Raw genomic sequence first — 25,999 nt, 5'->3', positions numbered from 1 at the left:
CTTAGCTGAACCGGTAAGTCCAAAACTGCTCAGTGCCGTAACGGCTGATGATTTCCTCCTGGGTCAGGACCCGGTTGCCCACAAGCTCAGCTGCCTGGAACTGTGAACGGTGAGCCTGAATAGAAGCCATCTTAGAAGCCAGGAACGCAGTAACGTCTACCGTTACATCTGCTCTGCCGATCATCTGCTCATGATTGCTGGAGAATGCGCTGCAGAGCACAACCGGCCGTTCTTCCTCCGCAAGCTGGCCTATAGTCCGGACAACAGCTGCCCCGGTTGCATCATGGTCAGGATGTACACTGTAGCCGGGATAGAATGTAATCACAATATCCGGATTCAGCTCCTGCAGCAATGCCATAATAGCCCCGTCCAGCAGCTCCCGATCCTCGAATTCTATCATCTTGTCATGGAAACCGAGCATTCTGAGGTCCTGGATACCAATAGCGCGGCAGGAATCTTCTAATTCAACTTTGCGGATAGCAGGCAGAGTCACCCGGTTGGCAAAAGGCGGAATCCCCATGTTACGGCCCATTTCACCAAGAGTCAGGCAGGCAAAGGTAACCTGTGCGCCTTCAGCTATGTATTTAGCCAATGTTCCCGCTGCAACAAAGGACTCATCATCCGGATGCGGGAGCACAGCCAATATGTGCTGAACACTTAGATTAGTATTCATGATTGTCTTCTCCTCCATTATCATCAGAACGCCTCCAGACTCAGCTGCAGAGCAACAACCAGCTTACCCATGCTGTCATGTCCGGCCAGAATAAGACGCTTCGTATCCAGCTCATCTATATGAGTAAGCCCTTCGGCATAAATCCAGCCTTGACCGGTCTTTAATCCGACCCGGTACGGGCCTGTGCCGGAGATGGAGCCCTGAGTATAGCGGATGACGGCATTACTGATAAATGCGGATGCCGGATGGCGGCTGCTGTCCAGGTGGTTAGCATAGGCTCCTGTTGTAAGCTCAAGATGAAGATACAGATCCTGTCCGGATAATTCATTAATCCGCGACTGTATATGATGCGGTTCTATCAGCTGCATATTAATCTCCTTCTGTTGTATAAGAATGTTAATGGTGCACTACACTGTCTACCCTTCTACTATATCCGCCTCAAGATCAGTGGCAATCTCAATCATCAAAGGAACGACAGCCTCAGCAGCTACCGCCACATAAAGGTCTCCTGAATACAGCCGGAAAGGAATTTCCGCCTCACCATGCTTCCACATAAAGAAATCGCCCTCAATGGTCATAGTGCTCTCCGGTCCTATAACACTAAAGGTTGGCGAATAAAAAAAGTCAGCTCTCCCGGCAAAATACTGTTTGCATTCCTCCAGGGTGATCGCCTGTACAACAGTGTCCTCCTGCATTGAACGGGTAATACGAAAACGCTGATTCATGTTATACCTCCAAAAACAAATTTCTGCAGCGGCTCAGTTACGGTATTCCTGTCCTGTCACCGTTGTCCCGAAAATACATTTTCTCACTCCCGGTCCCCGCTGTCAAAACAATGCATGCTCATTCATGCAGAAAATGACAAATAAAAGTGCATAGCCTGCGCTATGCACTCTCTTAGTACCGCTTATTACTACTCCTGATTCAAAAAAGTCCGGGTCCGTTCCAGCCGCGGGCTGCCGAAGATCTGCTCCGGTGTGCCGGATTCGGCGATCTCCCCGTTGTCCATAAAGAATACACGGTCCGCCACATCACGGGCAAAGCTCATCTCATGGGTCACGATGATCATCGTCATATTCTCCTCGGCCAGCTGGCGGATGACCCGCAGCACCTCGCCGGTCAGCTCAGGGTCAAGCGCCGAGGTCGGCTCATCAAACAGCAGGATATCCGGATTCAGCATCAGTGCCCTGGCGATAGCCACCCGCTGCTTCTGTCCGCCTGACAGCATGGACGGATATACATCCGCCTTGTCAGCCAGACCGACCTTGGTCAGCAGCTCCATGCTTCTGGCAGCAATAATCTGGCTGCTCTCCCGCTTGAGTGTTCTTGGCGCGAGCTCCAGATTTCCCCGTACCGTCAGATGAGGAAAGAGATTGAAATGCTGGAACACCATGCCCATTGTTGCAGTAATGTCTCTGATGACTGTATTTCCGGCATATTTTCCGTTTTCCGCCAGCGTTTTGCCATGTATGAGGATGCTGCCCCCGGTGATTTCTTCGAGGTGTACAAGACTGCGCAGCATGGTGCTTTTACCGGAGCCGGATGGTCCGATTACAGCCACAACTTCTCCCGGGTTGACTTCAAAGGTAATCTGCTTCAGCACATCCAGACTGCCGAAGGATTTCTGTAGTTTTTTTACTTCAATAATACTGCTCATAATCGGACAGCCCTTCTACTCAAATTTGAAACGTTTCTCAAGCAGCTTGAAGAACAGCGTCAGCACGAGTGTCATCAGCAAATAGATGATTCCTGCTACAACAAACGGAGTCACTGTAAAATCCCGGTTTACTGCAGTCTTGGCATAATTCAGCAGCTCCGGTACGGCTACAGCGTAGAGCAGTGCTGTATCTTTAACGAGTGTAATTGACTCATTCGCCACTGCCGGCAGGGCAACCCGGAACATTTGGGCCAGAATGACCTTGCGCAAGGTCTGAAATTTGCTGAGTCCGAGCACCTTGGCCGCCTCATGCTGTCCTTTATCAATGGACAGCAGTCCGCCGCGGAATATTTCTGCGAAATAGGCTCCATAGTTCAGGATAAAGCCGAGGGCAGCTGCGACAAAACGGTCCATAACCAGATACTCGCCGATGACCGGGATCTGCGGCAGTCCAAAGCAGAAAAACAGCAGCTGCAGCAGCAGCGGAGTACCGCGCATAACATAAATATAAGTGTGGGCCAGCCAGGACAGCGGTTTAATCCGGCTTTTGGCCATCAGTGTAACCAGCATCCCGAGCGGGATGGACAGAACGATGACGATCAGGAACAGCAGCACGGTTGTGCGCGCCCCCTCAAGCATCGGCCCGGCAATCTGGATAATATAATCAATACTCATTTCGTCTACCGACTCCTAAGGAAGCTGTCTAGTTCAATACTTTATTTTCGCCAAACCATTTAGTAGAAATTTCAGCCGCTGTACCGTCACTGCTCAGCTCATCCAGTGCCTTCTGCAGTTCATCCAGCAAAGCCTGATTGTCCTTCTTAATGCCCACACCGTATTGTTCAGGGGCGAGGGATTCATCCAGCAGCTTATATGTATTCTGCTCAATCGACATGTAATATCTGGCTACAACTTCATCAATAACTACACCGTCAAGACGTCCTGATTTCAGGTCAGTCAAGGCAAGCACGTTGTCCGGGAATTCAGATACACCGGCAACCTTTGCTTTGACCGGACTGGCATCCAGTGCATCAGCGGCGGACGACAGGCTCTGAAGTCCAAGCTCCTTGCCGGCCAGATCAGCAATTGTAGTCAGGGGAGAATCGGCAAGCACTACTACCACCTGGCTGTTTTCCAGGTAAGGCTTGGTGAACAGTACCTTTTCCTTACGCTCATCGGTAATAGTGTAGCCGTTCCAGATCATGTCGATGCGTCCGCTGTTAAGCTCGGATTCCTTGGCCGACCAGTCGATCGGCTGGAAGGTAACCTCTTTGCCCATCTTTTCGGCAGCAGCCTTGGCATAATCAATATCAAATCCTACAATGTCATTGTTCTCATCACGGAAGCCCATTGGCGCAAACTTGTCATCAATCCCGATAACCAGCTTGTTATCATCTTTCCCCGATCCGGAGCAGCCTGCAAGCACCGCTATAATCATTACTGTTAATAAAACCCATACTCCCTTGCGTCTCATCTCTCTAATCCCCCTAGTAATATTAAATGTCCATACACGCTTTAGTTCGTTAACACGTTATCAGGGTATCATAATAACATATGATGTGAACTGCGTCGATAAAGGAGTGATCGGCATCTATGTCAATGGATAATTTTCTAACAAATATCAGTGAGATCGCGGTATTGTGTGCCGGGTCACTCAAGCCGTTTTGTCCGCACCTATATAATAGAAGAAAATCCGGTAAACGGAGGAGTACTTTATATGAAACAATACATCCCTAACCAGCACGGCGCGTGGGCGATGCTGATCCTTCCCTTTCTGTTCGGCATTGCTTCATCTGCAGGAAAAGCCATACATATCCCGCTGTTCATCTGCTGGCTGCTAATCTATCTGTTCAGCTTTCCGCTGCTGCAGGGGGTCAAAACCGGCAGATTCCAGCGCTATGCCAAGCCGCTCAAGCTGTACGGGCTTCTGCTGATTCCGTTTGCCGGTTATCTGATTATCGCCGAGCCTGAGCTGATCTGGTTTGTGCTGCCGCTGCTGCCGCTCTTCGCGGTCAATCTCTATTTTGCCAAAAGAAAAAATGAACGTGCACTTGTAAACGACATTTCAGCGATTATAGCTTTTTCCCTGATCATTTATCCGGTCTTCTATGCCGGACAGGGAGAGAGCTGGCGTACGGCAACAGAGCTGTTCCTCTTATCTGCACTGTACTTTACCGGGACTGCCCTGTATGTCAAAACGATTATCCGCGAACGGAACAATATCCGTTATTATTATGTATCAGTTGCTTATCATCTGCTGCTTGCAGCGGCAGGCCTGCTGCTCTTCCCCTCGCTGTTAGTGCCTCTGCTTATTCTGCTGCTGCGGGCAGCTATCCTGCCTAAGACGGGAATTACCGCAAAACGTACCGGTATAACGGAAATCTTCTTTTCGGCCATGTTATATGCAGGTGTGCTAATCCTATACTTTTAGAACGTGCACGATAACAAAGAAAAGGCTGCATGTCTATCGGTGTTTCGATAGACATGCAGCCTTCTTTATATTTTCATTAACAGACTATTCCACAATCATATCCTGATTACTTGATCCCGGAGGGACAATCGGGTACACATTCGTCTCTTCGGTAATATCGAACTCCATGATAACAAGACCGTCCGTATGAAGCGCCAGATCAATAATCTGCTCCGCCTCATCTAGTGTGCGGGCACTGAAGCCATGTGCGCCGAAGGATTTGGCCAGGGCTACGAAATCCGGTGAGCTGATCCGCACTGAGGAATATCGCTTGCCTAGAAACAGCTGCTGCCACTGTCTCACCATCCCGAGATAGCCGTTCTTGAAGATGGCTACCTTGACATTCAGGCCCAAATCAACGGCTGTCATCATCTCCTGCATATTCATCTGAATGCTTCCATCCCCTGTAATGCAGACGACTGGCCGGTCCGGATAAGCAACTGCTGCCCCGATTGCCGCTGGAAGGCCGTACCCCATTGTGCCTAGTCCTCCTGAAGTCAGGAATGAACGAGGCCGGGTAAATTGATAATGCGTTGCTGTCCAAATCTGATGCTGGCCTACATCGGTAGCGATAATTGCGTCGCCGGCTGAGGCATTCTGCAGACAGGAGATTACTTCATGAGGGGCAAGCTTCTGCTCTGTCTTGCGTTTCACCTTCGCTGACCGGCCGCGCCAGTCCTGAATCTGCCGTTCCCAGTCCATCAATACTGCCGTATGTATGTTACCTGTTAGCCGTTCAAGCATTTCACCGCAGGAGCCGGTAATGGCAAGGTCAATCTCTATGTTCTTGTTCAGCTCGGAGCTGTCAATATCCACTTGGATTTTGTAGGAATCCGGTGAAAAGGCTTTACGGTTGCCGGTGACACGGTCACTGAACCGGACGCCGAGGCACAGCACAACATCAGCGCTCTGCAGTGCACGGTTGGCAGCCACACTGCCATGCATCCCGACCATGCCCAGATGCTGTGGATGACCGGAAGGGAAAGCGCCCAGCCCCATCAGTGTACTGGCCACCGGTAAATGATACTGCTCCGCAAATGCCCGGACCAGCGCAGGTGTATTATCTGTCATACATCCGCCCCCAATCAGGATCAGCGGCCGTTTCGCGCTACTTAGCTGCTCCGCAGCCAGCAGAATATCAGGTTGAGCGATAGAATGGTCCGGCTGATAACCGCGTATATACGGCAGATTCATCGTCTCAGCAGGATAACGGCTGTCCGGCACTTCCGCATTCATCACATTCTTGGGCAGGTCAATCAGTACCGGTCCGGGCCGTCCGGTTGCCGCTACATAAAAGGCTTCATGTATAATTCGCGGCAGGTCAGCGACCTCCCTGACAATATAATTATGTTTGGTTATCGGCATTGTCATCCCGTAAATATCCACTTCCTGAAAGCTGTCGAGACCGATAAGCTCTGTTGACACCTGACCGGTAAAAACAATCAGCGGTACTGAATCCATGAACGCGGTAGCAATACCGGTCACTGCATTGGTAGCACCCGGCCCGCTGGTAACCAGCGCCACACCTGTAAGTCCGGTTGCCCTGGCATAGCCGTCCGCCGCATGGACCGCCGCCTGCTCATGACGGACCAGAACATGCTGAATCCTGTCACAATCATATAACGCATCATACAACGGCAGTACCGCACCGCCCGGGTATCCGAATATCGTCTCCACATCTTTTTCGATCAGCATCTGAATCAGCAGCTCAGCTCCGTTCATAGGTACAATCGTCTCCAGTCTTATGAATGTGTTTTACGGACAAGGGATTACGGGTAACATGTTGTGATAGATAGATCATATTGAGAGGATGATTACAGTTAAAGCTAGCCTCCTATATAGGACATACCGATCTTAGTTCTGCTGCGGGCAGTCTGCTCTGTCCGTTCATCGGAGTATCGGTCGCTCCGCTGCTCCCATACTGTCCGGATAGCCTTCAGCAGGCTGTCATCATCTGCTCCGCTGCGGAGCATGGCTCTAAGATCAAGACCGGTGGAAGCAAACAGGCAGGTGTAGAATTTACCGTCGGATGACAATCTGGCCCGTGTGCAGGAGGAGCAGAACGATTCCGAGACAGAAGTGATAAATCCGACCTCTGCCCCGCTGTCCTTGTAACGGTAACGTTCAGCAACTTCACCAAAGTAACGATGTCCAAGCGCCTCCATATCGAAGCTGGTTTGGAGGCGCTCCAGTATTTCCTTTTTGGTGACCACCTTCTTGAAGCTCCAGCCGTTGTCATTGCCGACATCCATGAACTCAATGAACCGCAGTGTGATCTTCTTTTCCTTGAAATATCGCGCCATCGGTTCGATCTGCGATTCGTTAACCCCCCGCTGCACAACCATATTCACCTTAACCTCGAACCCGGTATGTACAGCATGTTCGATATTCTTCAGGATAACCCCGGATTTCAAGCCCCGACCGTTCATTTGCCCGAACAAGTCAGGGTCAAGTGCATCGAGGCTGACATTGAGCCTGCGCAGTCCTGCTGCGTATAAAGGCTCTGCCTGCTGTCCCAGCAGTACTCCGTTAGTGGTCAAGCCCATATCCTCCACCCCGTTCATCACACGCAGGCCTTCAACAAGCACAGGAAGATCACGCCGCAAAAGCGGTTCACCGCCGGTTAGACGGATTTTGGTTACGCCGAGAGAGACGAACAGCATGCTCAGCCGGCGAATTTCGTCAAAGCTAAGCAGCTCACTGGCGGGAAGAAAAGCATAGTCATCCCCGAACAGCTCTTTGGGCATGCAGTAGGAGCACCTGAAATTGCACCGGTCTGTTACGGAGATCCGTAAGTCGCGGATCGGACGGCGCAATTGATCTTGTACGGGTAATGTTCTCATCTGTCTGGTTCTCCCTTCCTGCATGCTTACACAAGCCATTCATCAGTTCCTTCTTCAACACCCAGCAGCAGTACATCTACCGCCGTTCCCGAGGTATAGCCTCTTGTTCCTCCGGGAAGCACAATCAGGGAATTCCCCCGTGCGATCGAGGATACGGCGTTGGATTTGTTAAATCCGGCCGGCCGCACCGAGAAGCCGTCGTACACCGCCCGGATAAACCGGGTGAACGGATTCGCTTTGCAGAAATCCTCAGCAAGCACTGCCTTTGTATAGGGCAGATACACTTTCTCCGCTCCGGTCATTTGCAGGAGTGCCGGCCGGACAAACAGCTCGAAGCCGGTAAAGCAGGCTGATGGATTACCCGACAATCCGAACAGGTATTTACCCGCCGAGACAGCAACCGTAGTTACGCTTCCCGGACGCATCGCCACTTTGTTGAACAGCACCTCTGCCCCGATCCGCGAATAGATTTCAGGCAGATAATCATAATCACCGACGGATACCCCGCCGGTAGTAATCAGACAATCCGTTTCCGTTAGTGCCTGCTGTACAGTCAGAAGACTTTCCTCCAGCTGATCTGCGGCAGTTTCGTACATTTTGAACGGAATGCCCATCCGGGCTAACTGGGCAGCAATCATCGGGCCGTTACTGTTACGGATCTTACCGGGTTCGAGCGGAGAAGTAACATCCAGCAGTTCTGTTCCCGTCGACAGAATGCCGACAACCGGACGTCTGGCTACCTTGACCTGCGCGTAACCAAACGTGGCCAGCAGTGCTATCGTGCCGGGCTGGATGAAGCTGCCTGCCGGAATTATCTGTTCCCCGGCCTGCATATCCTCGCCTTGCAGGGACAGGTTCTCTCCGGCAGCAAAGGCTTTACGGATCGTAAAGCCCTTCGGACCGTCTTCGGCTGTCTGCTCGAACATAACTACCGCATCCGCACCTGCCGGAAGTGCAGCCCCTGTCATCAGCCGGACTGCTTCATATGCGCCTATATGCACCTCTGATATCTGGCCTGCACCGATATGATCCACCACAGTGAATGGTACACGGTTACCGCCGGAGGCTTCAGCAGAATCACCTGACCGGATGGCGTAGCCATCATACGGCGAGCGTGTGAAATGCGGCACATCATGCGTCGCGGTCAGCGGCTCAGCAAGAATGCGTCCATAGCTTTCGGCAAGCGGTACAGTTTCCGTGCCGGTACGTCCGGCTTTGGCAATTACTCTGGCTACTGCTTCTGACACACTGACTGGATTTCTAGTCTTCTCCACCTTCATCTGCTCCTAACCTTGCTATACTGGAACCCGGCCCTGCGGCGGGTTATTTATTCGTAATATCGCTGAACGTGCCTACATAACGTACATCTTCGCCTGTCTCATCCTTCACAGCGCTGATATTGAGCCATTGCAGATACTCCTGGCCATTCTTGCGCTTATTCCAGATTTCTCCCTGCCACATGCCCTTCTCCCTGATCTCATTCCACATCAGATTATAGAAATCCTTGGACTGGCGGCCTGATTTCAGGACGCTTGGCTGCCTGTCGAGCACTTCAGCCTCAGTGAAGCCTGTAAGCCTTGTAAAGGCAGGATTCACTGACTTAATCTGTCCTGTTATATCTGTAACCATAATGCCCTGGCCGGTTGAATTGAACACTTCCGAGGTAAGCGCCAGCCTGTCCTGATAATACAGCCATACCACTAGCACCAGACTGGCAAGTGCAACCTGGGATAATAGCATAAAGCCGATAGAATATTGGCCGGTTGCCGCATAAATGATCGACAGCATAATCGGCGGGAAAAAGCCGCCCAGACCGCCCATCATCGATACAATTCCGTTGGCAATCCCCGCCTGCTTGTTAAAATACAGCGGAACCAGCTTAAAGATAACCCCGTTTCCGATTCCTGCACATACGGCAATAGCCAGACACCCGGCGGTATAGAGCCCCATAGAAGGCATAAAAGCCAATATAATTGCAGCAACAGTGTAGACACTGAAGGTACCGATCAGCAGAAACAGCGGCTGAAACTTGTCAGCCAGCCAGCCGCCGACTGGGCGGAAGAAGGTAGCTACAGCAATAAATCCGGCTGTACGCATGCCCGCATCAACCTTTTCCAGCCCAAAGCTGGACACCAGAAAGCCCGGCAGATAGATCGTAAACGCCACAAAGGAACCAAAGGTAATGAAATAGAACAACGAGAACAGCCAGAGCTTCTCATTTTTGGCTACCCCTTTAATCTGTTCGATAATCGGTGTCTTCAGCTTAGGCTCATGACGGTCCCCGATAAAAAAATTCAGGGCGATGAAGATAAGCAGCAGAATCAGATACAGCTTCACCGCAGGGCCCCAGCCAATCTGTGCAGCGACCATGGGAGCTGAGAACGTGGTAACCGCAGTCCCGAGATTTCCGATCCCGTAGATCCCGTTCACCAGCCCGTGCTTTTCCTTGGCATAATATTTGGGCAGCGAGGTTACCCCTACTGAGAATACCGCGCCTCCAATCCCAAGGAAGGTTCCGCCGATAATCAGATGCGCCATCGTGGTCGCTTCGCTGATGAAGTAGACCGGGAACAGCAGCAGGATGAAGCTGCACATAAAGATGACGCGCGCCCCGAAAATGTTGGCATAATAGCCCAGCGGTATCCGCAGGACCGAGCCGAGAACCACCGGTATGGCAGTAACCATAGCCAGCTTACCTGAAGGGATACTGATATCCTCGGAAATAAAGGGCATGAGGGAAGAGATTATTACCCATACCATAAATCCGGTGATCAGGTTTAGTGTTTGAAGCGGCAACTGCATTTTTTTGATCATTTCATTCTCACCTTTTTCGCCAATTATTCTCCTGATTGTATATAGTGAAGTTTCCTGATCTCATTGTATCTGCCGCTCCCCCGTATCAGATATAGGGGAGTACCCTGTCCCTGTCAGGGTAAACCCTGAAAATAAAATAAGGCGGCATCTCTGCCGCACACGTACAGTAAAACAGCTGCTCCGGGAAGGAACAGCTGTTATCTCAAGTAATCAGTGTATTCAGTTTACCGGATAGCCGCTCACGGTCACGGGGACTCAGCAGGGTCTCAGCCATCGGGAACACTACCGTTTCTTCTTTGACAAAATGCACGGTCAGCACCTCAAATGCTTCCCCTGCATCCCTGGCGGCAGCCCGGAGATCCTCAGCCGAGAGCAGCTGAGCCTCTTCTCCGGTATGATGCAGGAAATGCCCGATGTAACCGTCAATCTCGCGGTGCTCCTCCTGAATCCCGGCGAGCGGGCCCTGATCAAAGCCGATATATTGGCCCAGCAGCGGGAAGAAATGCTCTTCTTCCTTTTCGGTATGCTTTTTTAGGGTTATCACAAAATCCATAATCGCCACGCGCAGCTCTTGTAGTCTTAACCTGCCTTCATCCAGACTGATGTTATCCTGTTCGAACCAGAGCACGGCAGCATGCCATTCTCCCATCAGATAGGATAAATAGCGGTGTTCATTCTCAAGAATGCGCATGGCGGGTGTTGAAAACTGCAGGCCTGCAATCTCAGACATGCCGCTACGCCTCCATTCGCCGGTCAGAAATCCAGCATTTTTTTACGCAAAGCATATTCAACCAGCTCGGGCCGGCTCTTCAGATTCAGCTTCTCCATAATCTTCGCCTTATGTGCTTCAACCGTCTTCACCGAAATGAACAGTTTCTCGGCAATTTCCTTGTTGCCGTAGCCCTTGGCAATCAGCGGCAGGATCTCCAGCTCCCGCTTGGATAACAGCTCGAACAGATCCTCTGTCGTTACATTCTTGTCCTTTTTGATGAATTCACGGACCAGTGAGGTAGCCATCTTCGGGTGGATGTACGTTCCGCCTTCATATATAGTCCGGATAGCCAGCAGCAGCTCCTCATCCGGAGCACTTTTGAGCACATAGCCTGATGCTCCGTTCTTCAGCACATGGAACAGATATTCCTCGTCATCATGCATGGTCAGAATCAGAATCCGGGTATCCGGATAATCCTCCTTGATCTTTCCGGTTGCAATCAGCCCGCTCTCGCCCGGAGGCATGCTGAGATCCATAATCAGGATATCCGGCCGGTGCTTGGCTACCAGCGCATAGGCCTCTCTGCCATCCGCCGCCGTACCGATCACCTCGATATCATCCTGGAAATTTAGGATCATCGCGAAACCGCTCCGGACAATGGCATGGTCATCAGCAATAACGATCTTCATTCAGCCGCACCTTCCTTCCCTTGTAGCTTACCTGCAGGAACCAGCAGCAGAATCCTCGTCCCCCGGCCCCGCTGCGATTCTACGCTGAACGTTCCGCCGACCAGCTCTGCACGCTCCTGCATGCCAAAGAGGCCAAGACCGGTTCCGGCGGGCTCGTCGCCGGGATGAAAGCCGATGCCCTGGTCTTCGACCTGGAGCCGGAGGAAGCTGTCCCGTTCAGATAACGTAACCTTAACACTATCCACCTGGGCATACTTAAGCGCATTCAGCACGGCCTCCTGGCATACCCGGTAGACGACGGTTTCAATCTCACTGCCGTAGCGCTTCTCGGACAGCAGGGATTCGAACTCAATCATCAGCCCGTAGCTCTGCTCCATCCGCTTGAAATGGGAACGGAAGGCTGCCTCCAGCCCGAAATCATCGAGCGCCGCCGGGCGCAGCTCAACAGACAGATTGCGGATATCGCTGAGCAGCCGGGTCATGGATACCTCGGTCTGCTTCACCTTCCGCAGGAGCTGCTCGTCAGCAGTCATATACTTAAGCACCCGCAGGTCAATAACCGCACTCATTAATTCCTGGGCTACACTGTCATGCAGCTCCCGGGAGATCCGTTTGCGCTCATTCTCCTGGGCTTCGATTACATGCTTCATCATTTTGTTCTGGTAGAACTTCTCCTGGGTCTTGAACTGTCTCGTTAAATCCCTGAGCATAAAGACGCGAATTCCCTGCTCGGCATCAATGGTATGAAAACTGGCAGCATACGGGACGATCCCCTTATCCCTCGTCTCCAGATAAACCTGATAAGAGGTAAAGTTATCCGTATCAGGTGTATTAAAATAACAGTTCAGACAGGTGCGCAGCTCCGTCTCGCTTGTATAGCCCCGGCAAGTCCCGCATAATGCCAGGGGATTTCCCTGATTGAGCTGGTTCAGAATATCCTGGTCGACAATTCTCTCGGCAGCCGGGTTCATCGCGAGCGCCTTGCCTTCCCGGTCAAAAAAGAACATGGCTTCTGTGCTGTTCTCGAACAGCCTGCTCATCAGCTGGTTGGTCAGATCTTTACCGGGTGTAATCAACTCAGCAACAATTCCTTCCCGTTCAAGTCTCCGATTCCTCTGCGTGCTGTAAATTCCAGTGCCTGCACCATCTCCGGGGTAACCTGCCGTTCTCCCCGGAATCCGCCCAGCAGCACACCGGCTACACGGGCATCACTCCAGACGGGTACAGCAGCTATACTGCTTAAATTCTCCATTTTGGTAATAGGAAAAGTAAATAAGGAGTCCGGCTGTACATCATTCTCTACAGAAGGCAGCAGAAACGGTTTTCCGGTCTTGAACACAATTCCCGCAATCCCTCTGCCTGATTGCAGAACGATCCGTTTGTAACGTTCATTCGTATTCCCGGAGGCGTATTTCCAACGGATCACATAATCGTATTCAGCCGGTTCAGCAAGCGCCAGGGATATGAAGTCATACCCCAGCGCCATGCGGATCTCGTCAAGCTCCCCCTGGTAATCCACCTTGTTACTCATCGTTTCCACTCCTAATTGAACAGGGAAAGAACTACCGTTATTCTTTCCTTTAATTCGTTTTATTTCTTCTGTATAGAATATAACTTCTGCCTATATAATTCAACGGAACACTCCAGACATGGACCAGCCGGGTGAACGGCCAAAAGGCAAAGATGGCAAAGCCCGACAGGATATGCAGCTTGAAGGAGAACGGTACATCCGTCATCAGGGACGGGTCCGGACGGAACATAAACAGTCCGCGGAACCAGACGGAAATCGTGTCACGGTAATCAAATTCCGGCTGTACAGCGTTCGTAACAATGGTAGAGTACATCCCCATGAACACTATGAACAGAAGCAACGAATTGACAATCAGGTCAGATGCGGAGCTGAGCCTGCGGACGTTCTTAATCGTAAAGCGCCGCGAGGTCAGAATCAGCATGCCTGCCAGTGTAGCAAAACCGAAGATTCCGCCGATATACACAGCTCCGATATGATACATATGATCACTGACGCCGACTGCCTCCAGCCATGACTTAGGAACGGCAAGGCCGCCGATATGGCCGAGAATAACCGGCATAATCCCGAGGTGGAACAGGATGCTGCCGAACTTCAGCTGCTTTTTCTCAATAAATTCACTGGATTTGGCCGTCCAGTTGAACTGGTCCTTGCGGTACCGGAAGATATGCCCGAATATAAAAACCACCAGGCACATATAAGGGAAAATGACCCATAAAAACTGACCGTACATATTCATTGGCTCAGGGCCTCCTGTTCAGCACAAGCTTTAAATGTTACGCGCAGCCCCTTCACCAGATGGAAATAGGGACTGTTGCTTTTCTCAAGCGCCTTAAGCAGATGGAATGTGCCATCCTCCAGGATCGCTATCAGCATCCGGAAGTTCTCCGGTGCATCCGGATTGTCCAGCCATTCGGCGGCATATAGAAACTCGCACATCAGCGGCAGGAAATCAGGCAGCTCCCCTTCCGGCATCTCCAGTCCGAACATTTCATAGAGCAGCTTCAGCTTAGCCAGCATCTGTCCCCGTTCCTTGGCATCCTCAAACTTGAAATAAGTCATATACAAAGCGCAGTCCTTCTGAAAATCAAAGGTGGCCGCGTAGCTCTCCTGAATCTCCTCCAGGCTGTAGTTCTGCATCAGTGTCCAGTACATGTGCACATGGGCATAGCCGGGATGATCCTGGCTGAACGCTTCCTCCAGAAAAGCCGGATGAAAATCCAGCTTCTCGGGATACATGAGCTGCAGGGCGAAATACCCGAAGGATTCTTTATATCTGTACAATTGGGTCAGATCAATCACGCCAAATCCCCCCGTAGAAATTCTCCTCGTACATGTCTTTACCGGTCTTCAGGCTTTCAGCGATGGAGCTGGCGGCACCGCAGCCGTCACAGCCGGAGCCTGTGCCCATATCGCCCATTCCGTTGCCATAGCCCGCAGAACCCTGTGCACGGTAAGGATTCATATGCTGCTCTTTGTGTGAGGTCGGGATGACAAACCGGTCCTCATATTTGGCAATCGCCAGCAGCCGGTACATTTCCTCTGTCTGCTGTGCAGTCATGCCGACACGGTCGAGACGGCTCAGATCGAACTCCTGGCCTGATGACTGGGCGCGCATGTATGAGCGCATCATTGCCATCCGCTGCAGGGCTTCTTTTACCGTCTCCGTATCGCCAGCTGTCAGCATATTAGCCAGATATTGGATCGGTGTGCGCATTTCTTCAATCGCCGGGAAAATCATATCCGGATTCTTCAGTGAATCCTTGCCTTCAAAGTAGTTCATGATCGGGCTAAGCGGCGGTACATACCAGACCATCGGCAGCGTCCGGTATTCCGGATGCAGCGGGAAGGCCAGCTTGTGCTCAATCGCCAGCTTGTAGACCGGAGAATTCTGGGCAGCTTCCAGCCAATCCTCGGAGATACCGTCTTTTCTCGCCTGGGCAATCACTTCCGGATCATGCGGGTTCATGAACAGGTCGCATTGCGCCTTGTACAGATCCTGCTCATTTGGTGTAGAAGCCGCATCAAGCACCTTATCAGCGTCATAGAGCAGCACGCCCAGATAGCGGATACGTCCGGTACAGGTCTCAGAGCATACCGTCGGCAGCCCTGCCTCCACACGCGGGAAGCAGAAGGTGCATTTCTCGGCCTTATTGGTCTGCCAGTTGAAGTAGACCTTCTTGTACGGACAGCCGGTCATGCAGTATCTCCAGCCGCGGCAGGCTTCCTGGTCAACCAGGACAATGCCGTCCTCGTCCCGTTTGTACATCGCTCCTGAAGGACAAGAAGCAACGCAGCTCGGATTCAGACAATGTTCACAGAGGCGGGGCAGGTAGATCATGAACGACTTCTCGAAGTTGAACTTAATCTCTTCCTCAATCTTCTGGATGTTTGGGTCAAGCGGGCCGGTAACATGTGCCCCGGCCAGATCGTCCTCCCAGTTCGGGCCCCATTCCAGATCCATCTTCTCGCCGGTTACAGCCGAATGGGCCCGTGCCACCGGTGAGTGCTTCTGTTCGCCTGCATTAGTCAGATGCTCGTAGTTATAGGTCCATGGCTCGTAGTAATCCTTCATTTCCGGCATATCCGGGTTATAAAAGATTTTACCGAGCGCAATCTTGGACAGCTTGTTACCGGACTTCAGCTCAAGCTTGCCTTTGCGCAGCTGCCAGCCGCCCTTGTAGAGCTCCTGGTCCTCCCAGCGCTTCGGATAGCCGATCCCCGGCTTCGTCTCCACGTTGTTGAACCACATGTATTCCGCACCCTTGCGGTTGGTCCAGGTCGTCTTGCAGGTAACGCTGCAGGTATGACAGCCGATGCATTTATCCAGATTCATTACCATTGCAACTTGCGCTTTAATTTTCAAGCCAGTTAACCTCCTTCATTTTGCGTACGGCTACGTAGACATCCCGCTGGTTGCCGATCGGACCATAGTAGTTGAAACCGTAGCTGAGCTGTGCGTATCCGCCGACCATCTGGGTAGGCTTCAGGTGAATCCGGGTTGGCGCATTATGGCTTCCGCCGCGGGTATCGGTAATCTCCGATCCCGGTACTTGAATATGCTTGTCCTGGGCATGGTACATGAACATGGTGCCTCTTGGCATCCGGTGGCTGACCACCGCCCGTGCAGTAACAACCCCGTTACGGTTATATACTTCCAGCCAGTCATTATCGGCAATGTTATGGGCTGCCGCATCGTCATTGTTGATCCATACCGTCGGGCCTCCGCGGAACAGGGTCAGCATATGCTGGTTATCCTGGTAGGTGGAGTGAATATTCCATTTACCGTGCGGCGTCAAATATCTCAGCACCAGTGAATCCTGGCCGCCCTTGATTGCCTTATCACGCGGTCCGAAGACCATCGGCGGCAGTGTAGGCTTGAATACAGGCAGGGATTCCCCGTACTGCAGGAAAATTTCATGATCAATATAGAAATGCTGTCTTCCGGTCAGTGTACGGAACGGCACAAGACGTTCGATATTCGTAGTAAACGGCGAATAACGGCGGCCCTGCTTGTTCGAGCCGCTGAACACCGGTGTCGGAATGACCTCTCGCGGCTGTGCAGTAATGCTCTGGAAGGTAATCTTCTCCGCCGCACGGTCTGCTGAAATATCCTTCAGCGGAACCCCGTGATCCTTCTCGGCCGATTCGTAGGCCTTCTGGGATACACGTCCGTTGGTGGCCGAGGACAGATGCAGAATCGTATCTGCCGCCTGGCGGGCTGTCTGCAGCTTCGGCAGGCCGTTTTTGATCGATTCATCAAAGTAAACGCCGCTAAGCTTCTTTAATTCCTCATATTCTTCTGCCACCGAGAAGCTGACGCCGTGCGCGCCGGCCTTTCCGACGGCCAGATTGGGTCCCAGCGATATATATTTATCGTGAATTTTGGTATAGTCACGCTCTACAATACTCAGGTTAGGCATCGTCTTGCCTGGAATAGCCTCAACTTCACCCTTTGCCCAGTCTTTAACCAGACCCATCGGCTGGGAAATTTCACTGATCGAGTCATGTCCGAGCGGCGATGAGACGAGATCCTTGTATACGCCCGGCAGATGGGTTTTCGCCATTTCGGAGAAGACCTCGGACAGCTGCCGGTAAATATCCCAGTCCGAACGCGATTCCCACAGCGGATTAACCGCCGGGTTGAACGGATGAACGAACGGATGCATGTCCGTGGACGAAAGATCCGTTTTCTCGTACCAGGTTGCCGCCGGCAGCACAATATCTGCATAGAGCGGAGTGGTCGTCATCCGGAAGTCCATCGCAACCATCAGATCCAGCTTGCCTTCCACATCCTCGCGCCAGATGATTTCCTCCGGCTTCTGCTCTTCATTCGGCTCGGCAAGCAGTCCGTCCGAAGCGCCCAGCAGATGCTTCATGAAGTACTCCTGGCCTTTGGCGGAGCTTGAGATCAGATTGGAACGCCAGATAAAGAGCGAGCGCGGGAAGTTCTCCGGTGCGCCCGGATCTTCCACTGCAAAGCGGGTTTTCCGTGATTTGATCTCCTCCAGCGCATGGCCGATGATCTCACTGTTGGACGTTTTACCTTCCTGTGCTGCTTCCTCCGCGAACAGCAGACTGTTCTTGTTGAACTGCGGGAAGGACGGCAGCCAGCCGAGGCGTGCCGCCAGTACGTTGTAATCAGCCGGATGCTGGTAAGCAAGCTCACCGCCTGTCGGAGATTTCAGTGAATCGGTGCCGCTCTCTTCATAACGCCACTGCTCGGTTGCAAAGTAGAAGAATGAGGTCGCATTCTGCTGCCGCGCCGGACCCTGCCAGTCTTTCGCAAAAGCCACGGTTGACCAGCCTTCAATCGGACGGCATTTCTCCTGCCCGACATAATGCGCCCAGCCGCCGCCGTTAACGCCCTGCGAAGCGGTCAGGATCACCAGATTCAATATGGAACGGTAGATGGTATCACTGTTGAACCAGTGATTGATACCTGCGCCCATGATAATCATGGAACGGCCGCCTGTATCAATGGCGTTCTGGGCAAATTCGCGGGCGATCTGCACCACGACGCTGGCTTTCACTGTCGTAATGCTCTCCTGCCATGCCGGAGTATAATGGGATGCTTCATCATAATAGTCTTTGGCATTAAGCGGGCTGTCCGTGCGGGCAATCCCGTATTGGCTAAGCATCAGATCATAGACAGTCGCTACATAACGTTCGGTTCCGTCAGCAAGCTGCAATTTGCGGGCCGGAATCACCCGCCGGAACGTGCCGTTGCCGGCATTGTCGAAGAACGGGAATACGATTTCTGTCCATTCCTCGCCATGGCCTTCAATACTGAGGGCCGGCTTAACCTTACTGCCGTCTTCATTCTCAAGAATCAGGTTCCACTTCTTGTCTTCCTCCCAGCGCTGGCCCATCGTGCCGTTAGGGACAATCACTTTACCGGCTGCCTCATCATAGATGACCGGCTTCCAGTCAGAATGCGGCGTGCTGTCTCCGAGGTCGCTTGCCCGCAGGAAGCGTCCGCCCTTCCAGGCATCTTCATGCGGATCAAGCAGAATCAGGAATGGCATATCCGTATATTGCTTGGCATAATTCAGGAACATCGGCTCCTGCCGCTCCTGGTAGAATTCACTTAGAATGACATGCGTCATGGCCTGGGCTATTGCCGCATCCGTGCCCGGATTCGGAGCCAGCCAGTTGTCGGCGAATTTCACATTCTCCGCCAGGTCAGGCGCAACCGAGACAACCTTGGTTCCCTTGTAGCGGACCTCAGTCATAAAGTGTGCATCCGGTGTCCGTGTCAGTGGGACATTCGAGCCCCACATGATCAGATAGCCGGAATTGTACCAGTCAGAGGACTCCGGCACATCCGTCTGCTCACCCCAGATTTGCGGGGAAGCCGGAGGCAGATCGGCATACCAGTCATAGAAGCTCAGCATCTGGCCGCCGAGCAGCGAGATAAAGCGGGCGCCCGAAGCATAGCTGACCATCGACATGGCCGGAATCGGCGTGAAGCCGGCGATCCGGTCCGGTCCGTATTTGCGGATCGTGTAGATCAGCTGTGCCGAGATCAGATGCAGCACATCGTCCCAGGCTACGCGGATATGTCCGCCTTTGCCGCGCGCTTTTTTATACTGGCTCGCTTTCTCCGGATCTTCAACAATACTTGCCCAGGCATCAATATAGTTGCCGTGCTCCTGCAGAGCCGCCTGCCACAGCCGCCACAGCTTGCCGCGTACATAAGGATATTTCACACGCAGCGGGCTGTACTCATACCACGAGAAGGTAGCTCCGCGCGGACAGCCGCGGGGTTCGAACTCCGGCATATCCGGCCCGCAGGAAGGATAGTCGATCTGCTGATTTTCCCAGGTGATAATTCCGTTCTTCACGAACACCTTCCAGCTGCAGGAGCCGGTACAGTTAACTCCGTGTGTGGTACGGACGACTTTATCGTGAGACCAGCGCTGGCGGTACATATCTTCCCAATCTCTATTTTTCTCTTCAAGAATGGACCATTTCCCGGAATAGCTCTCAATTGGTTTAAAAAAGTTAAGGCCGAATTTCTTCTTCATCGGTTACGAACACTCCTTTGCAGAATGAAGGACATGGTAGCGCAAATCTATTCAATCATTCAATTAATACCATTATGGATCTGCAGGCCGGCAGTTCCCATTAGGGAAACACCTATTGCGCCTCGGGAATTCCCTTGATCTGCTGAAACGTCAAATAAGCCTTCCCCATAACCGGGAAAAGCGCTGCTATAGCCCTCTTAGTTCGCTGCCGGAAGCCCGTACTAGGGAGTTCCCTCTATGTTGAACGGGGAATACCTTACCGGGGATTTCACTACCCGCGAATATGCTATACTGATTCAAAATTAAGGAGAGGATGAACGACATGGGAGGACCTTCATTACGCCAGCAGCATGCCCATCATGCCATTCATGAGGGCGGTCTGGCCGGTGCAATAAGCAAAACTGAGGAAGTAGAGGAGCTGCTTGAGGCAAAAGAATTCGAAGTTGCCCGTCAGGCAGCCGAGCATCTGCTGGAATACTGGGAGACTCGGATTCTCAGCCACGCCGATGCGGAGGAGGACGGCTTCTATCAGGAAATGGAACAGAAGCAGCCGAGCCTTAAGGACGCAGTTATCCGGCTTGCCCGTGATCATGAATTAATGCGGATTATTGTCAGGGATACCAAAGCCCGGCTTGCGCAGGAAGGACTCACACCGGAAGTGATTCAACAGTTCCACGCCCTGCTGGTTGTTAATGCTGTTCATAGCCGGGATGAGGAGCGTCTGCTGTTCGGGGAGAAGTAGCCTGGTCCGGCTTTGCAATCGGAGAACAGCTAATATAGTTGAACTTGTGTTTTCTCTATTTCGGGCTTTGCCGAGACTCCAGAGAATGTTTGGACTTCCGGCCGCTGTTGTCTGCAGATTTCTTGATTAGACCGCTCTTCGCGGTTGAAATCCGCAGACAGCATATGCTTCCGTAGCTAGCTTTTCTTCGAAAAGCTTTCAGGCGGTCACTATCGCTCCTCCAGTTCCAAAATTCTCCTCCGCCACTTCTTCCTCTATTGAGATGTTTAAGTTCAACCTAATTAGACCTGTGCGTCTGGTCACTCTTGCTTCTTTCCGGCTTGCGCTATCCTTTGTATAGAAGCCGCTCTATAGCGGTATACATATTCAGGAGGATTGCACAAATGGAAAAGGTAGCTGTTGATTATGAGAAAATGTACTACGGGTTCCCGGTTATCCTGGTAAGCTTTTATGATGCGGACGGTAAGCCGAATGTGACGCCGATCTCCTCTTCTTATTCACTTAAGGACATGATGATGCTGGGCTTCAGCAGCAAAGGGTTTGCCGTCAACCAGATCAAAGCGGTTCGTGATTTCGTCATTAATATCCCAGGCCGTTCACTAATGGACGCCGTCACCTACGTTGGTGCGCATTCCGGACAGGAGCTCAGCAAATTTGACCATGTTGATCTGACGCATGAGCAGGCTAATACCGTCAATGCACCTGTTATCCGGGAATGCCCGGTTGCGATTGAATGCACTTTGATCGATGTTAATGAGCATGACCAGTTCAAGGGAATTACTAACATTCTCGCCAAAATTCAGGGCCGGTATGTTGCCGGAGATGTACTGAATGAGGAAGGCGGACTTCAGGCGTCAGAGCTTGATAACATCCTCTATTTCGGAGACGGCCGTCAAAAAAGCTTCCGCTTTATGCAATAGGCTGCCTGTCAGCCTGTACATACAGCGGCGGCATCACACCGCAATGTAACGTCCCTGCGCACAGCAGCGCTTCCCCGGATGACGGAGAAGCGCTGCTTATTTTTTCAGGCAAAAATAATCCGGCCGAGTCGCACCGTTCCTGATATGACCTGAATCATGACCTTCGAGCTTCCCGCAGCCGCTAACCCTACCGCCGCTAGGGTCTGCTTATACTCACCGGGCTGAAGTGTCAATGAAGCTATTTCCCGTTTATCCTGAAAAAGCGCTACAGCCGCAGGCTCATCACAGCTATAGGTGAAGGAGACGCTGCTCTCTTCCCGGGTGTCATTAATTGTGTAAACGGCGAATTCTCCGCCTTCAAGCTCAAGAGCGAACCTGTCCCACAAAATGTCGAAGAAGAAACGTTTAGTTAAATCCTCCCGCCCTATTTCCTCGACAATCTGCATCCCGGTCCCAGTCCGGTATTTAAAGGGGGTTCCATCAATCCGCAGCCCGCTGAACGCCTCCCCTTTACCCGGCAGCTGGTCAAAATCGGTTGCCCGGACAGTACAGCCCGGCGTTCTGAACACAGCATAGGTTACATCGGCATTGTACCGGCAATTTTCAACCCGGATATGCTCAAGATACTGATCCAGAATTGCAGCAGCCCGCTCATAACCCGGATGAACACCGCCTCTGGTGTAGTCCATAATCCGGTCCCAGCCTTCCGGCAATTCAACAGAGTATGGTGAGCTGGTATTGTCCATCTTTTTCCACGGCCACAGGTTGTACCCGATATTCAGTTCAGCAGCCAGCGGATAAATGGCGGTATACCACTCGTTCAGATTCTCACCGCTCTCACCCAGCCACAGCGGCGCATTCAACCGCTCAGACACTTCCAGGAATTCCGTGAATGAGCTGAGATCCGGGTAGCAGGCATACCGGTGAAAATGAATGATCATATTGTCATCATATTTTTTGTGGAAAATACTTGTGTCTGTCGCCCAGTGATGCCCTTCGATAGACAGCATGTGCTTATCATCCACAACCCGGATGGCTGCAACCGCCTCCTCATAAAACTGGACCAGCTTAGGAACCAGATAGTCAAAATCCTGTCCGCCAGACGGTGTCTTGATTGGTTCATTCAGCAGGTCGTAGCCGCCGACAATCCAGCGGTCCTTGTACCGTTCAGCTAGCTGTCTCCACAGCGCGATCCCCTTGTTCCAGCTGTCTGTATCCGTGAAGAGTCTCGGCACATCATCAACCGAGTCGTCGATATTCGCTCCGGTCTGTCCGCCCGGAGCCCCGTGCAGATCCAGAAAGGCATACAGCTTATATTCCTCACACCAGTCCAGACAACGGTCAAGAAGCCGAAACCCCTCCTCTTTCCAGGTGATTCCCGGCTCATCCTCCATTAGAACACGCCAGTTGAACGGAATACGCACAGAATTATAACCCTGCTCTGCCATCAGCCTGATGTCATCTCTGGTGATGTAACGGTTACGGAATACAGTCCAGAACTGCTCTGCGTATTTCGTTCCCGCCAGTTCACGAATTACAGCTTCAATCCGCGCCGGACGGTCAAATCTGCCGTTGCCGTCAGTAGTCCACATATACCCTTCCGGAAGCAGCCAATTGCCAAGCCCCCAGCCGGTGAGAAGCACCTCTTCGCCCTTGCCGTTCACAACCGTTCTGCCCTCTGCCCTAAGAAATCCGGTGACTCTGGAGCTGCTCATCTTCTCATTCATCTGTCCGATCGACCTCCTGCAGCATTATATGAAGCGGTTACAACACTTCTATTCGAGGCTTAGCCTTCTATGTAGTAGGCGAATAGGGTCTCAACCGGTTTGAAATACAAATAGCCGTCTTCCCATGGCTGGAAATGCAGATCCATCCGGGAGTCTTCCCACGGTACCGGCGTTCCTGTGGTATTCAGCCTACCCGGGACTACAGGCTCTTCCACTTCCGACGGAAATTCCTGATAGCCGAACAGCAGATTCTCATGCATAGCGATGATATCGTATTTATTGCCGTGGAATGCCCGCTCCTCCTGCAGCTGATAATGATAATAAATATAGCTGGCTGCCTTTTCACGCTTCAGATGGGCAACTCTGCCCCCGCGACGCTCTACTGCCGCCTTACGCAGCCAATGCTCATAGCCGGCCGGTTCATTGAAATGAAAGACATCAATCATTTCAATCCACTTCCGGGGAGACGCTTCCCCTTCCCAGTCAATCAGATAGGGTCCGGCCGTACCAGCCACTAAGGCAGGCTCTATCTCTGTTCCGGTGCATTCATAATAGAGAAAAACGTTGTTCTGCCAGGAAAATGCAGCTACTGTCATCAGCTTGCCTTCCTCAACCAGCTGTTTGGCTGCAGCATCCTCCTGCAGGGCTGCAAGGCCGTCCGCCGCCTGTCCCTCTTTCCATATTCCCCGGTAAATTTTGCGAGAGATCATAAATGGAATCCACTCCTGTTATTGTTATGGGAAGTGACAGATCTACCGTTTCCCAAAGTTTACTATAACATGTTCAGCTTCAGGTGAATACTTGACAGAACGCGCACAAATGCGCCGGGCAGGCATATAAAAACGGCTGCACCTTCCTGTTCGGGAGGCTGCAGCCGTAGAGCAATAGACAGATTCGGGTACTTACACCCGGACCTGGCGGATTGCTTCCCGCATATCGCTGGTGTTCGTACTGATTACCATTGAAGCTTCATATACCTCTCTAATCTTCTCAAGCTGCTGATCTGTCAGCTCACGGATCTGACGGGTCTGCTCTGATACACCTCCGGCAATCATAGCCATGCTTCCAACTGCGGCGGCAACCTCCTCTGAGCCCGCAGAAAGCTGCTGGGCTGTAGCTGAGACATCAATGATCTGCTCTGCCACTTCACGGAATGCACCGGAGGCCTTAAGCAGCGCAGCCTCCGCCCCGGCTGACATATGTACACCTTCCGTTACTTCCCTGGAGGCTTCAGCCATCCGGGTACCGATACCCGAAGAGGCGTTGCCTATCTGGGTCAGCAGATCCGCAACACGCTCCACTGCAGTTGAGGAGCCCTCCGCCAGCTTACGCACTTCACCGGCAACGACCGTGAAGCCGCGCCCATGCTCCCCGGCCCTGGCCGCCTCAATGGATGCATTAAGCGCCAGCAGCTTAGTCTGGTCAGCGAACTGCCTGATGGCAGCAAGCGCCCCTTCAATCTCTGCTGCATAGCTCTGGAGCAGGCCGGCCATATTCAGTGTCTCGTCTGTAGATTCTGCGATGGACTTCATCTGCCGGTTCATCTCTGACACCGCCGCCTGAGAAGTATTGAACTTATCCAGCGCTTCTACAGCAGTACCGGATACAAAAGCTGCCGCAGACGATATCCGTTCAATGCCTTGTGCCATCTCATCCATCGCCAGTGCGCTGCTCTCCGCACCTTCTGTCTGCGTATTGGCTCCGGCAAATATATCGCTGATCTTACCGTTGACCGTCTCACTCATCCGCAGCACATCATCAGCATTTCGGCTGAAGGTCTCCGATGTCCCGTACAGGTAATCCGAGGCTGTTGACACGTTGGAGACCATACCGCTTATCCTCGTATTCAGTTCCTCCGACATCTTGAGCATTGCCTTATAAGCAGTACCAATTTCATCCCTGGATGTAACCGGCCGGCCGTGCAGGATCAGGGAGGCTTCTGCCAGATCCCCGTCAGCCATTGCTTCTGCGCCTGCAGTTATCGTATGCAGCGGTCTCAGCGACCGGGTCACGAACCAGGCAAGTACAACTAGTGCAGCCAGCGAAACAGCCAAGATGATACCGTACAGCGGCAGGCTCTGCAGCAGGACATCCCGGGTCAGAGTACTGAGGACTGAGACATCAGTATCGATACCCAGAGCACCGATCAGCTCACCCTGAGCGTTGTTGATGGGTACATAGGCGGAGATATAATCTCCGTATTCCGGATTTGTGATCAGCCCGGAGCTGGCATTGGCTCCGGCCTGTACCGCCTCTACCGCAGCTGCCGGCATATCGGTCTGCTCATTAATCGGCGAGGCCAGCGGGTCTCCCTGCGGTCTGCCGTCAATCATAAGCAGCGGCTGGCCGGCTTCATCAAGCCTGACAAAGTATACATAGCGGGCTCCGATGGATTGACGGAATTGGTCCAGCTCGTTCCGCAGCGACCAATAGAGGTCCGTCTCCTGCGGATCTGCCAGAAAGCTGCTGTATCTTTCGGCATCGAGCTGTGCAGCATAACTGCCGGCAATGCTCATGTTGTAGCTGCTGATGGTCCCTTGTACGGCAGACCCGGTGTTCGCCCGTTGAATGGCGATGTTCCCGGCTGTAATACACAGAATAACGGCTGCTGTGACACAGAGAATCCGGGCAATCAGACTTGTACGGATAAAAGCAAACATGGAGACGTTCCTTTCGCGCAGCGCAAATGCGTAT

24 protein-coding genes are annotated in these 25,999 nt (G+C 52.3%); 3 read left to right on the top strand and 21 right to left on the bottom strand.

Annotated elements, in window-relative coordinates; translation table 11 throughout:
* Nucleotide 1 precedes the first annotated feature (1 nt).
* The 6 genes from bshB2 to BN3772_RS25650 all read right to left on the bottom strand — a co-directional run bounded on the left by bshB2 (nt 2) and on the right by BN3772_RS25650 (nt 3,804).
* A complete protein-coding gene (gene bshB2, locus BN3772_RS25675) occupies nt 2-673 on the bottom strand; it encodes a bacillithiol biosynthesis deacetylase BshB2 (RefSeq protein WP_042203257.1) in 672 nt (223 codons plus the stop codon).
* Between the two features lie 23 nt (nt 674-696).
* Complete coding sequence (locus tag BN3772_RS25670; RefSeq protein WP_042203165.1) at nt 697-1,041, bottom strand: YojF family protein; 345 nt, start codon at nt 1,039-1,041, stop codon at nt 697-699.
* 48 nt (nt 1,042-1,089) lie between these two features.
* On the bottom strand, nt 1,090-1,398 hold the full coding sequence (locus BN3772_RS25665) for a hypothetical protein (protein ID WP_042203164.1): 309 nt from the start codon (nt 1,396-1,398) through the stop codon (nt 1,090-1,092).
* Nucleotides 1,399-1,586: 188 nt separating this feature from the next.
* Nucleotides 1,587-2,330, bottom strand: coding sequence for an amino acid ABC transporter ATP-binding protein (locus BN3772_RS25660; RefSeq protein WP_425280464.1), 744 nt, complete (start codon nt 2,328-2,330; stop codon nt 1,587-1,589).
* Nucleotides 2,331-2,345: 15 nt separating this feature from the next.
* On the bottom strand, nt 2,346-3,005 hold the full coding sequence (locus BN3772_RS25655; RefSeq protein ID WP_042203161.1) for an amino acid ABC transporter permease: 660 nt from the start codon (nt 3,003-3,005) through the stop codon (nt 2,346-2,348).
* A 28-nt stretch (nt 3,006-3,033) separates the two neighbouring features.
* Entirely contained in the window at nt 3,034-3,804 is a 771-nt protein-coding gene (locus BN3772_RS25650) for an amino acid ABC transporter substrate-binding protein (RefSeq protein WP_042203160.1), read from the bottom strand.
* Nucleotides 3,805-4,047: 243 nt separating this feature from the next.
* Here BN3772_RS25650 and BN3772_RS25645 point away from each other — a divergent pair, with 243 nt between their 5' ends.
* Complete coding sequence (locus BN3772_RS25645; RefSeq protein ID WP_052380694.1) at nt 4,048-4,761, top strand: YwiC-like family protein; 714 nt, start codon at nt 4,048-4,050, stop codon at nt 4,759-4,761.
* Nucleotides 4,762-4,845: 84 nt separating this feature from the next.
* Here BN3772_RS25645 and ilvB read toward each other — a convergent pair whose 3' ends face one another.
* The 12 genes from ilvB to BN3772_RS25585 all read right to left on the bottom strand — a co-directional run bounded on the left by ilvB (nt 4,846) and on the right by BN3772_RS25585 (nt 19,916).
* Nucleotides 4,846-6,522, bottom strand: coding sequence for a biosynthetic-type acetolactate synthase large subunit (gene ilvB, locus BN3772_RS25640; protein WP_042203159.1), 1,677 nt, complete (start codon nt 6,520-6,522; stop codon nt 4,846-4,848).
* 104 nt (nt 6,523-6,626) lie between these two features.
* On the bottom strand, nt 6,627-7,643 hold the full coding sequence (moaA, locus tag BN3772_RS25635) for a GTP 3',8-cyclase MoaA (RefSeq protein ID WP_042203254.1): 1,017 nt from the start codon (nt 7,641-7,643) through the stop codon (nt 6,627-6,629).
* Between the two features lie 26 nt (nt 7,644-7,669).
* On the bottom strand, nt 7,670-8,923 hold the full coding sequence (locus tag BN3772_RS25630) for a molybdopterin molybdotransferase MoeA (protein ID WP_042203158.1): 1,254 nt from the start codon (nt 8,921-8,923) through the stop codon (nt 7,670-7,672).
* A 43-nt stretch (nt 8,924-8,966) separates the two neighbouring features.
* Nucleotides 8,967-10,457: a nitrate/nitrite transporter gene (locus BN3772_RS25625; protein ID WP_042203157.1), complete on the bottom strand. Its 1,491-nt coding sequence runs from the start codon at nt 10,455-10,457 to the stop codon at nt 8,967-8,969.
* A gap of 202 nt (nt 10,458-10,659) precedes the next feature.
* Nucleotides 10,660-11,187, bottom strand: coding sequence for a hemerythrin domain-containing protein (locus tag BN3772_RS25620; protein WP_042203156.1), 528 nt, complete (start codon nt 11,185-11,187; stop codon nt 10,660-10,662).
* A 23-nt stretch (nt 11,188-11,210) separates the two neighbouring features.
* Nucleotides 11,211-11,858: a response regulator transcription factor gene (locus BN3772_RS25615; RefSeq protein ID WP_042176792.1), complete on the bottom strand. Its 648-nt coding sequence runs from the start codon at nt 11,856-11,858 to the stop codon at nt 11,211-11,213.
* Complete coding sequence (locus BN3772_RS25610; protein ID WP_042203253.1) at nt 11,855-12,898, bottom strand: sensor histidine kinase; 1,044 nt, start codon at nt 12,896-12,898, stop codon at nt 11,855-11,857. The genes BN3772_RS25615 and BN3772_RS25610 overlap by 4 nt, the downstream gene beginning before the upstream one ends.
* A 32-nt stretch (nt 12,899-12,930) precedes the next feature.
* Nucleotides 12,931-13,389 carry a GAF domain-containing protein gene (locus BN3772_RS25605; protein ID WP_042203155.1) on the bottom strand — a complete coding sequence of 153 codons (459 nt, stop codon included), beginning with the start codon at nt 13,387-13,389 and terminating at the stop codon, nt 12,931-12,933.
* Nucleotides 13,390-13,438: 49 nt separating this feature from the next.
* Nucleotides 13,439-14,125 carry a respiratory nitrate reductase subunit gamma gene (gene narI, locus BN3772_RS25600; protein ID WP_042176787.1) on the bottom strand — a complete coding sequence of 229 codons (687 nt, stop codon included), beginning with the start codon at nt 14,123-14,125 and terminating at the stop codon, nt 13,439-13,441.
* Nucleotides 14,122-14,688 carry a nitrate reductase molybdenum cofactor assembly chaperone gene (gene narJ / locus BN3772_RS25595; protein WP_042203154.1) on the bottom strand — a complete coding sequence of 189 codons (567 nt, stop codon included), beginning with the start codon at nt 14,686-14,688 and terminating at the stop codon, nt 14,122-14,124. Before narJ ends, narI begins: the two co-directional genes overlap by 4 nt.
* A complete protein-coding gene (gene narH, locus BN3772_RS25590; RefSeq protein ID WP_042203153.1) occupies nt 14,681-16,252 on the bottom strand; it encodes a nitrate reductase subunit beta in 1,572 nt (523 codons plus the stop codon). Before narH ends, narJ begins: the two co-directional genes overlap by 8 nt.
* Nucleotides 16,242-19,916, bottom strand: a complete 3,675-nt coding sequence (locus BN3772_RS25585) for a nitrate reductase subunit alpha (protein ID WP_042203152.1) — start codon at nt 19,914-19,916, stop codon at nt 16,242-16,244. The genes narH and BN3772_RS25585 overlap by 11 nt, the downstream gene beginning before the upstream one ends.
* Before the next feature lie 322 nt (nt 19,917-20,238).
* Here BN3772_RS25585 and BN3772_RS25580 point away from each other — a divergent pair, with 322 nt between their 5' ends.
* Both BN3772_RS25580 and BN3772_RS25575 read left to right on the top strand, forming a co-directional pair.
* Nucleotides 20,239-20,658, top strand: coding sequence for a hemerythrin domain-containing protein (locus BN3772_RS25580; protein WP_042203151.1), 420 nt, complete (start codon nt 20,239-20,241; stop codon nt 20,656-20,658).
* 383 nt (nt 20,659-21,041) lie between these two features.
* Complete coding sequence (locus BN3772_RS25575; RefSeq protein WP_042203150.1) at nt 21,042-21,578, top strand: flavin reductase family protein; 537 nt, start codon at nt 21,042-21,044, stop codon at nt 21,576-21,578.
* Between the two features lie 104 nt (nt 21,579-21,682).
* On the opposite strand, the gene BN3772_RS25570 is transcribed toward BN3772_RS25575, so the two are convergent.
* From BN3772_RS25570 to BN3772_RS25560, 3 genes are all read right to left on the bottom strand, one after another.
* Nucleotides 21,683-23,305, bottom strand: coding sequence for a glycoside hydrolase family 5 protein (locus BN3772_RS25570; protein ID WP_042203149.1), 1,623 nt, complete (start codon nt 23,303-23,305; stop codon nt 21,683-21,685).
* 59 nt (nt 23,306-23,364) lie between these two features.
* Complete coding sequence (locus BN3772_RS25565; RefSeq protein ID WP_052380693.1) at nt 23,365-24,015, bottom strand: hypothetical protein; 651 nt, start codon at nt 24,013-24,015, stop codon at nt 23,365-23,367.
* Nucleotides 24,016-24,207: 192 nt separating this feature from the next.
* Complete coding sequence (locus tag BN3772_RS25560; protein ID WP_042203148.1) at nt 24,208-25,965, bottom strand: methyl-accepting chemotaxis protein; 1,758 nt, start codon at nt 25,963-25,965, stop codon at nt 24,208-24,210.
* Between the last annotated feature and the right edge of the window lie 34 nt (nt 25,966-25,999).

It is taken from the genome of Paenibacillus camerounensis, assembly GCF_000723885.1.
GTDB classification, from domain to species: domain Bacteria; phylum Bacillota; class Bacilli; order Paenibacillales; family Paenibacillaceae; genus Paenibacillus_AQ; species Paenibacillus_AQ camerounensis.
Note: the sequence above shows the minus strand (reverse complement) of the source record. Positions and strands in the feature narration are given on the sequence as shown.

What these genes read in the sequence shown, in the direction of transcription:
- bshB2 (WP_042203257.1), bottom strand. Translation starts at nt 673, where the DNA reads ATGAATACTAATCTAAGTGTTCAGCACATATTGGCTGTGCTCCCGCAT.
- BN3772_RS25670 (WP_042203165.1), bottom strand. Translation starts at nt 1,041, where the DNA reads ATGCAGCTGATAGAACCGCATCATATACAGTCGCGGATTAATGAATTA.
- BN3772_RS25665 (WP_042203164.1), bottom strand. Translation starts at nt 1,398, where the DNA reads ATGAATCAGCGTTTTCGTATTACCCGTTCAATGCAGGAGGACACTGTT.
- BN3772_RS25660 (WP_425280464.1), bottom strand. Translation starts at nt 2,330, where the DNA reads ATGAGCAGTATTATTGAAGTAAAAAAACTACAGAAATCCTTCGGCAGT.
- BN3772_RS25655 (WP_042203161.1), bottom strand. Translation starts at nt 3,005, where the DNA reads ATGAGTATTGATTATATTATCCAGATTGCCGGGCCGATGCTTGAGGGG.
- BN3772_RS25650 (WP_042203160.1), bottom strand. Translation starts at nt 3,804, where the DNA reads ATGAGACGCAAGGGAGTATGGGTTTTATTAACAGTAATGATTATAGCG.
- BN3772_RS25645 (WP_052380694.1), top strand. Translation starts at nt 4,048, where the DNA reads ATGAAACAATACATCCCTAACCAGCACGGCGCGTGGGCGATGCTGATC.
- ilvB (WP_042203159.1), bottom strand. Translation starts at nt 6,522, where the DNA reads ATGAACGGAGCTGAGCTGCTGATTCAGATGCTGATCGAAAAAGATGTG.
- moaA (WP_042203254.1), bottom strand. Translation starts at nt 7,643, where the DNA reads ATGAGAACATTACCCGTACAAGATCAATTGCGCCGTCCGATCCGCGAC.
- BN3772_RS25630 (WP_042203158.1), bottom strand. Translation starts at nt 8,923, where the DNA reads ATGAAGGTGGAGAAGACTAGAAATCCAGTCAGTGTGTCAGAAGCAGTA.
- BN3772_RS25625 (WP_042203157.1), bottom strand. Translation starts at nt 10,457, where the DNA reads ATGATCAAAAAAATGCAGTTGCCGCTTCAAACACTAAACCTGATCACC.
- BN3772_RS25620 (WP_042203156.1), bottom strand. Translation starts at nt 11,187, where the DNA reads ATGTCTGAGATTGCAGGCCTGCAGTTTTCAACACCCGCCATGCGCATT.
- BN3772_RS25615 (WP_042176792.1), bottom strand. Translation starts at nt 11,858, where the DNA reads ATGAAGATCGTTATTGCTGATGACCATGCCATTGTCCGGAGCGGTTTC.
- BN3772_RS25610 (WP_042203253.1), bottom strand. Translation starts at nt 12,898, where the DNA reads ATGAGCAGGCTGTTCGAGAACAGCACAGAAGCCATGTTCTTTTTTGAC.
- BN3772_RS25605 (WP_042203155.1), bottom strand. Translation starts at nt 13,389, where the DNA reads ATGAGTAACAAGGTGGATTACCAGGGGGAGCTTGACGAGATCCGCATG.
- narI (WP_042176787.1), bottom strand. Translation starts at nt 14,125, where the DNA reads ATGAATATGTACGGTCAGTTTTTATGGGTCATTTTCCCTTATATGTGC.
- BN3772_RS25585 (WP_042203152.1), bottom strand. Translation starts at nt 19,916, where the DNA reads ATGAAGAAGAAATTCGGCCTTAACTTTTTTAAACCAATTGAGAGCTAT.
- BN3772_RS25580 (WP_042203151.1), top strand. Translation starts at nt 20,239, where the DNA reads ATGGGAGGACCTTCATTACGCCAGCAGCATGCCCATCATGCCATTCAT.
- BN3772_RS25575 (WP_042203150.1), top strand. Translation starts at nt 21,042, where the DNA reads ATGGAAAAGGTAGCTGTTGATTATGAGAAAATGTACTACGGGTTCCCG.
- BN3772_RS25570 (WP_042203149.1), bottom strand. Translation starts at nt 23,305, where the DNA reads ATGAATGAGAAGATGAGCAGCTCCAGAGTCACCGGATTTCTTAGGGCA.
- BN3772_RS25565 (WP_052380693.1), bottom strand. Translation starts at nt 24,015, where the DNA reads ATGATCTCTCGCAAAATTTACCGGGGAATATGGAAAGAGGGACAGGCG.
- BN3772_RS25560 (WP_042203148.1), bottom strand. Translation starts at nt 25,965, where the DNA reads ATGTTTGCTTTTATCCGTACAAGTCTGATTGCCCGGATTCTCTGTGTC.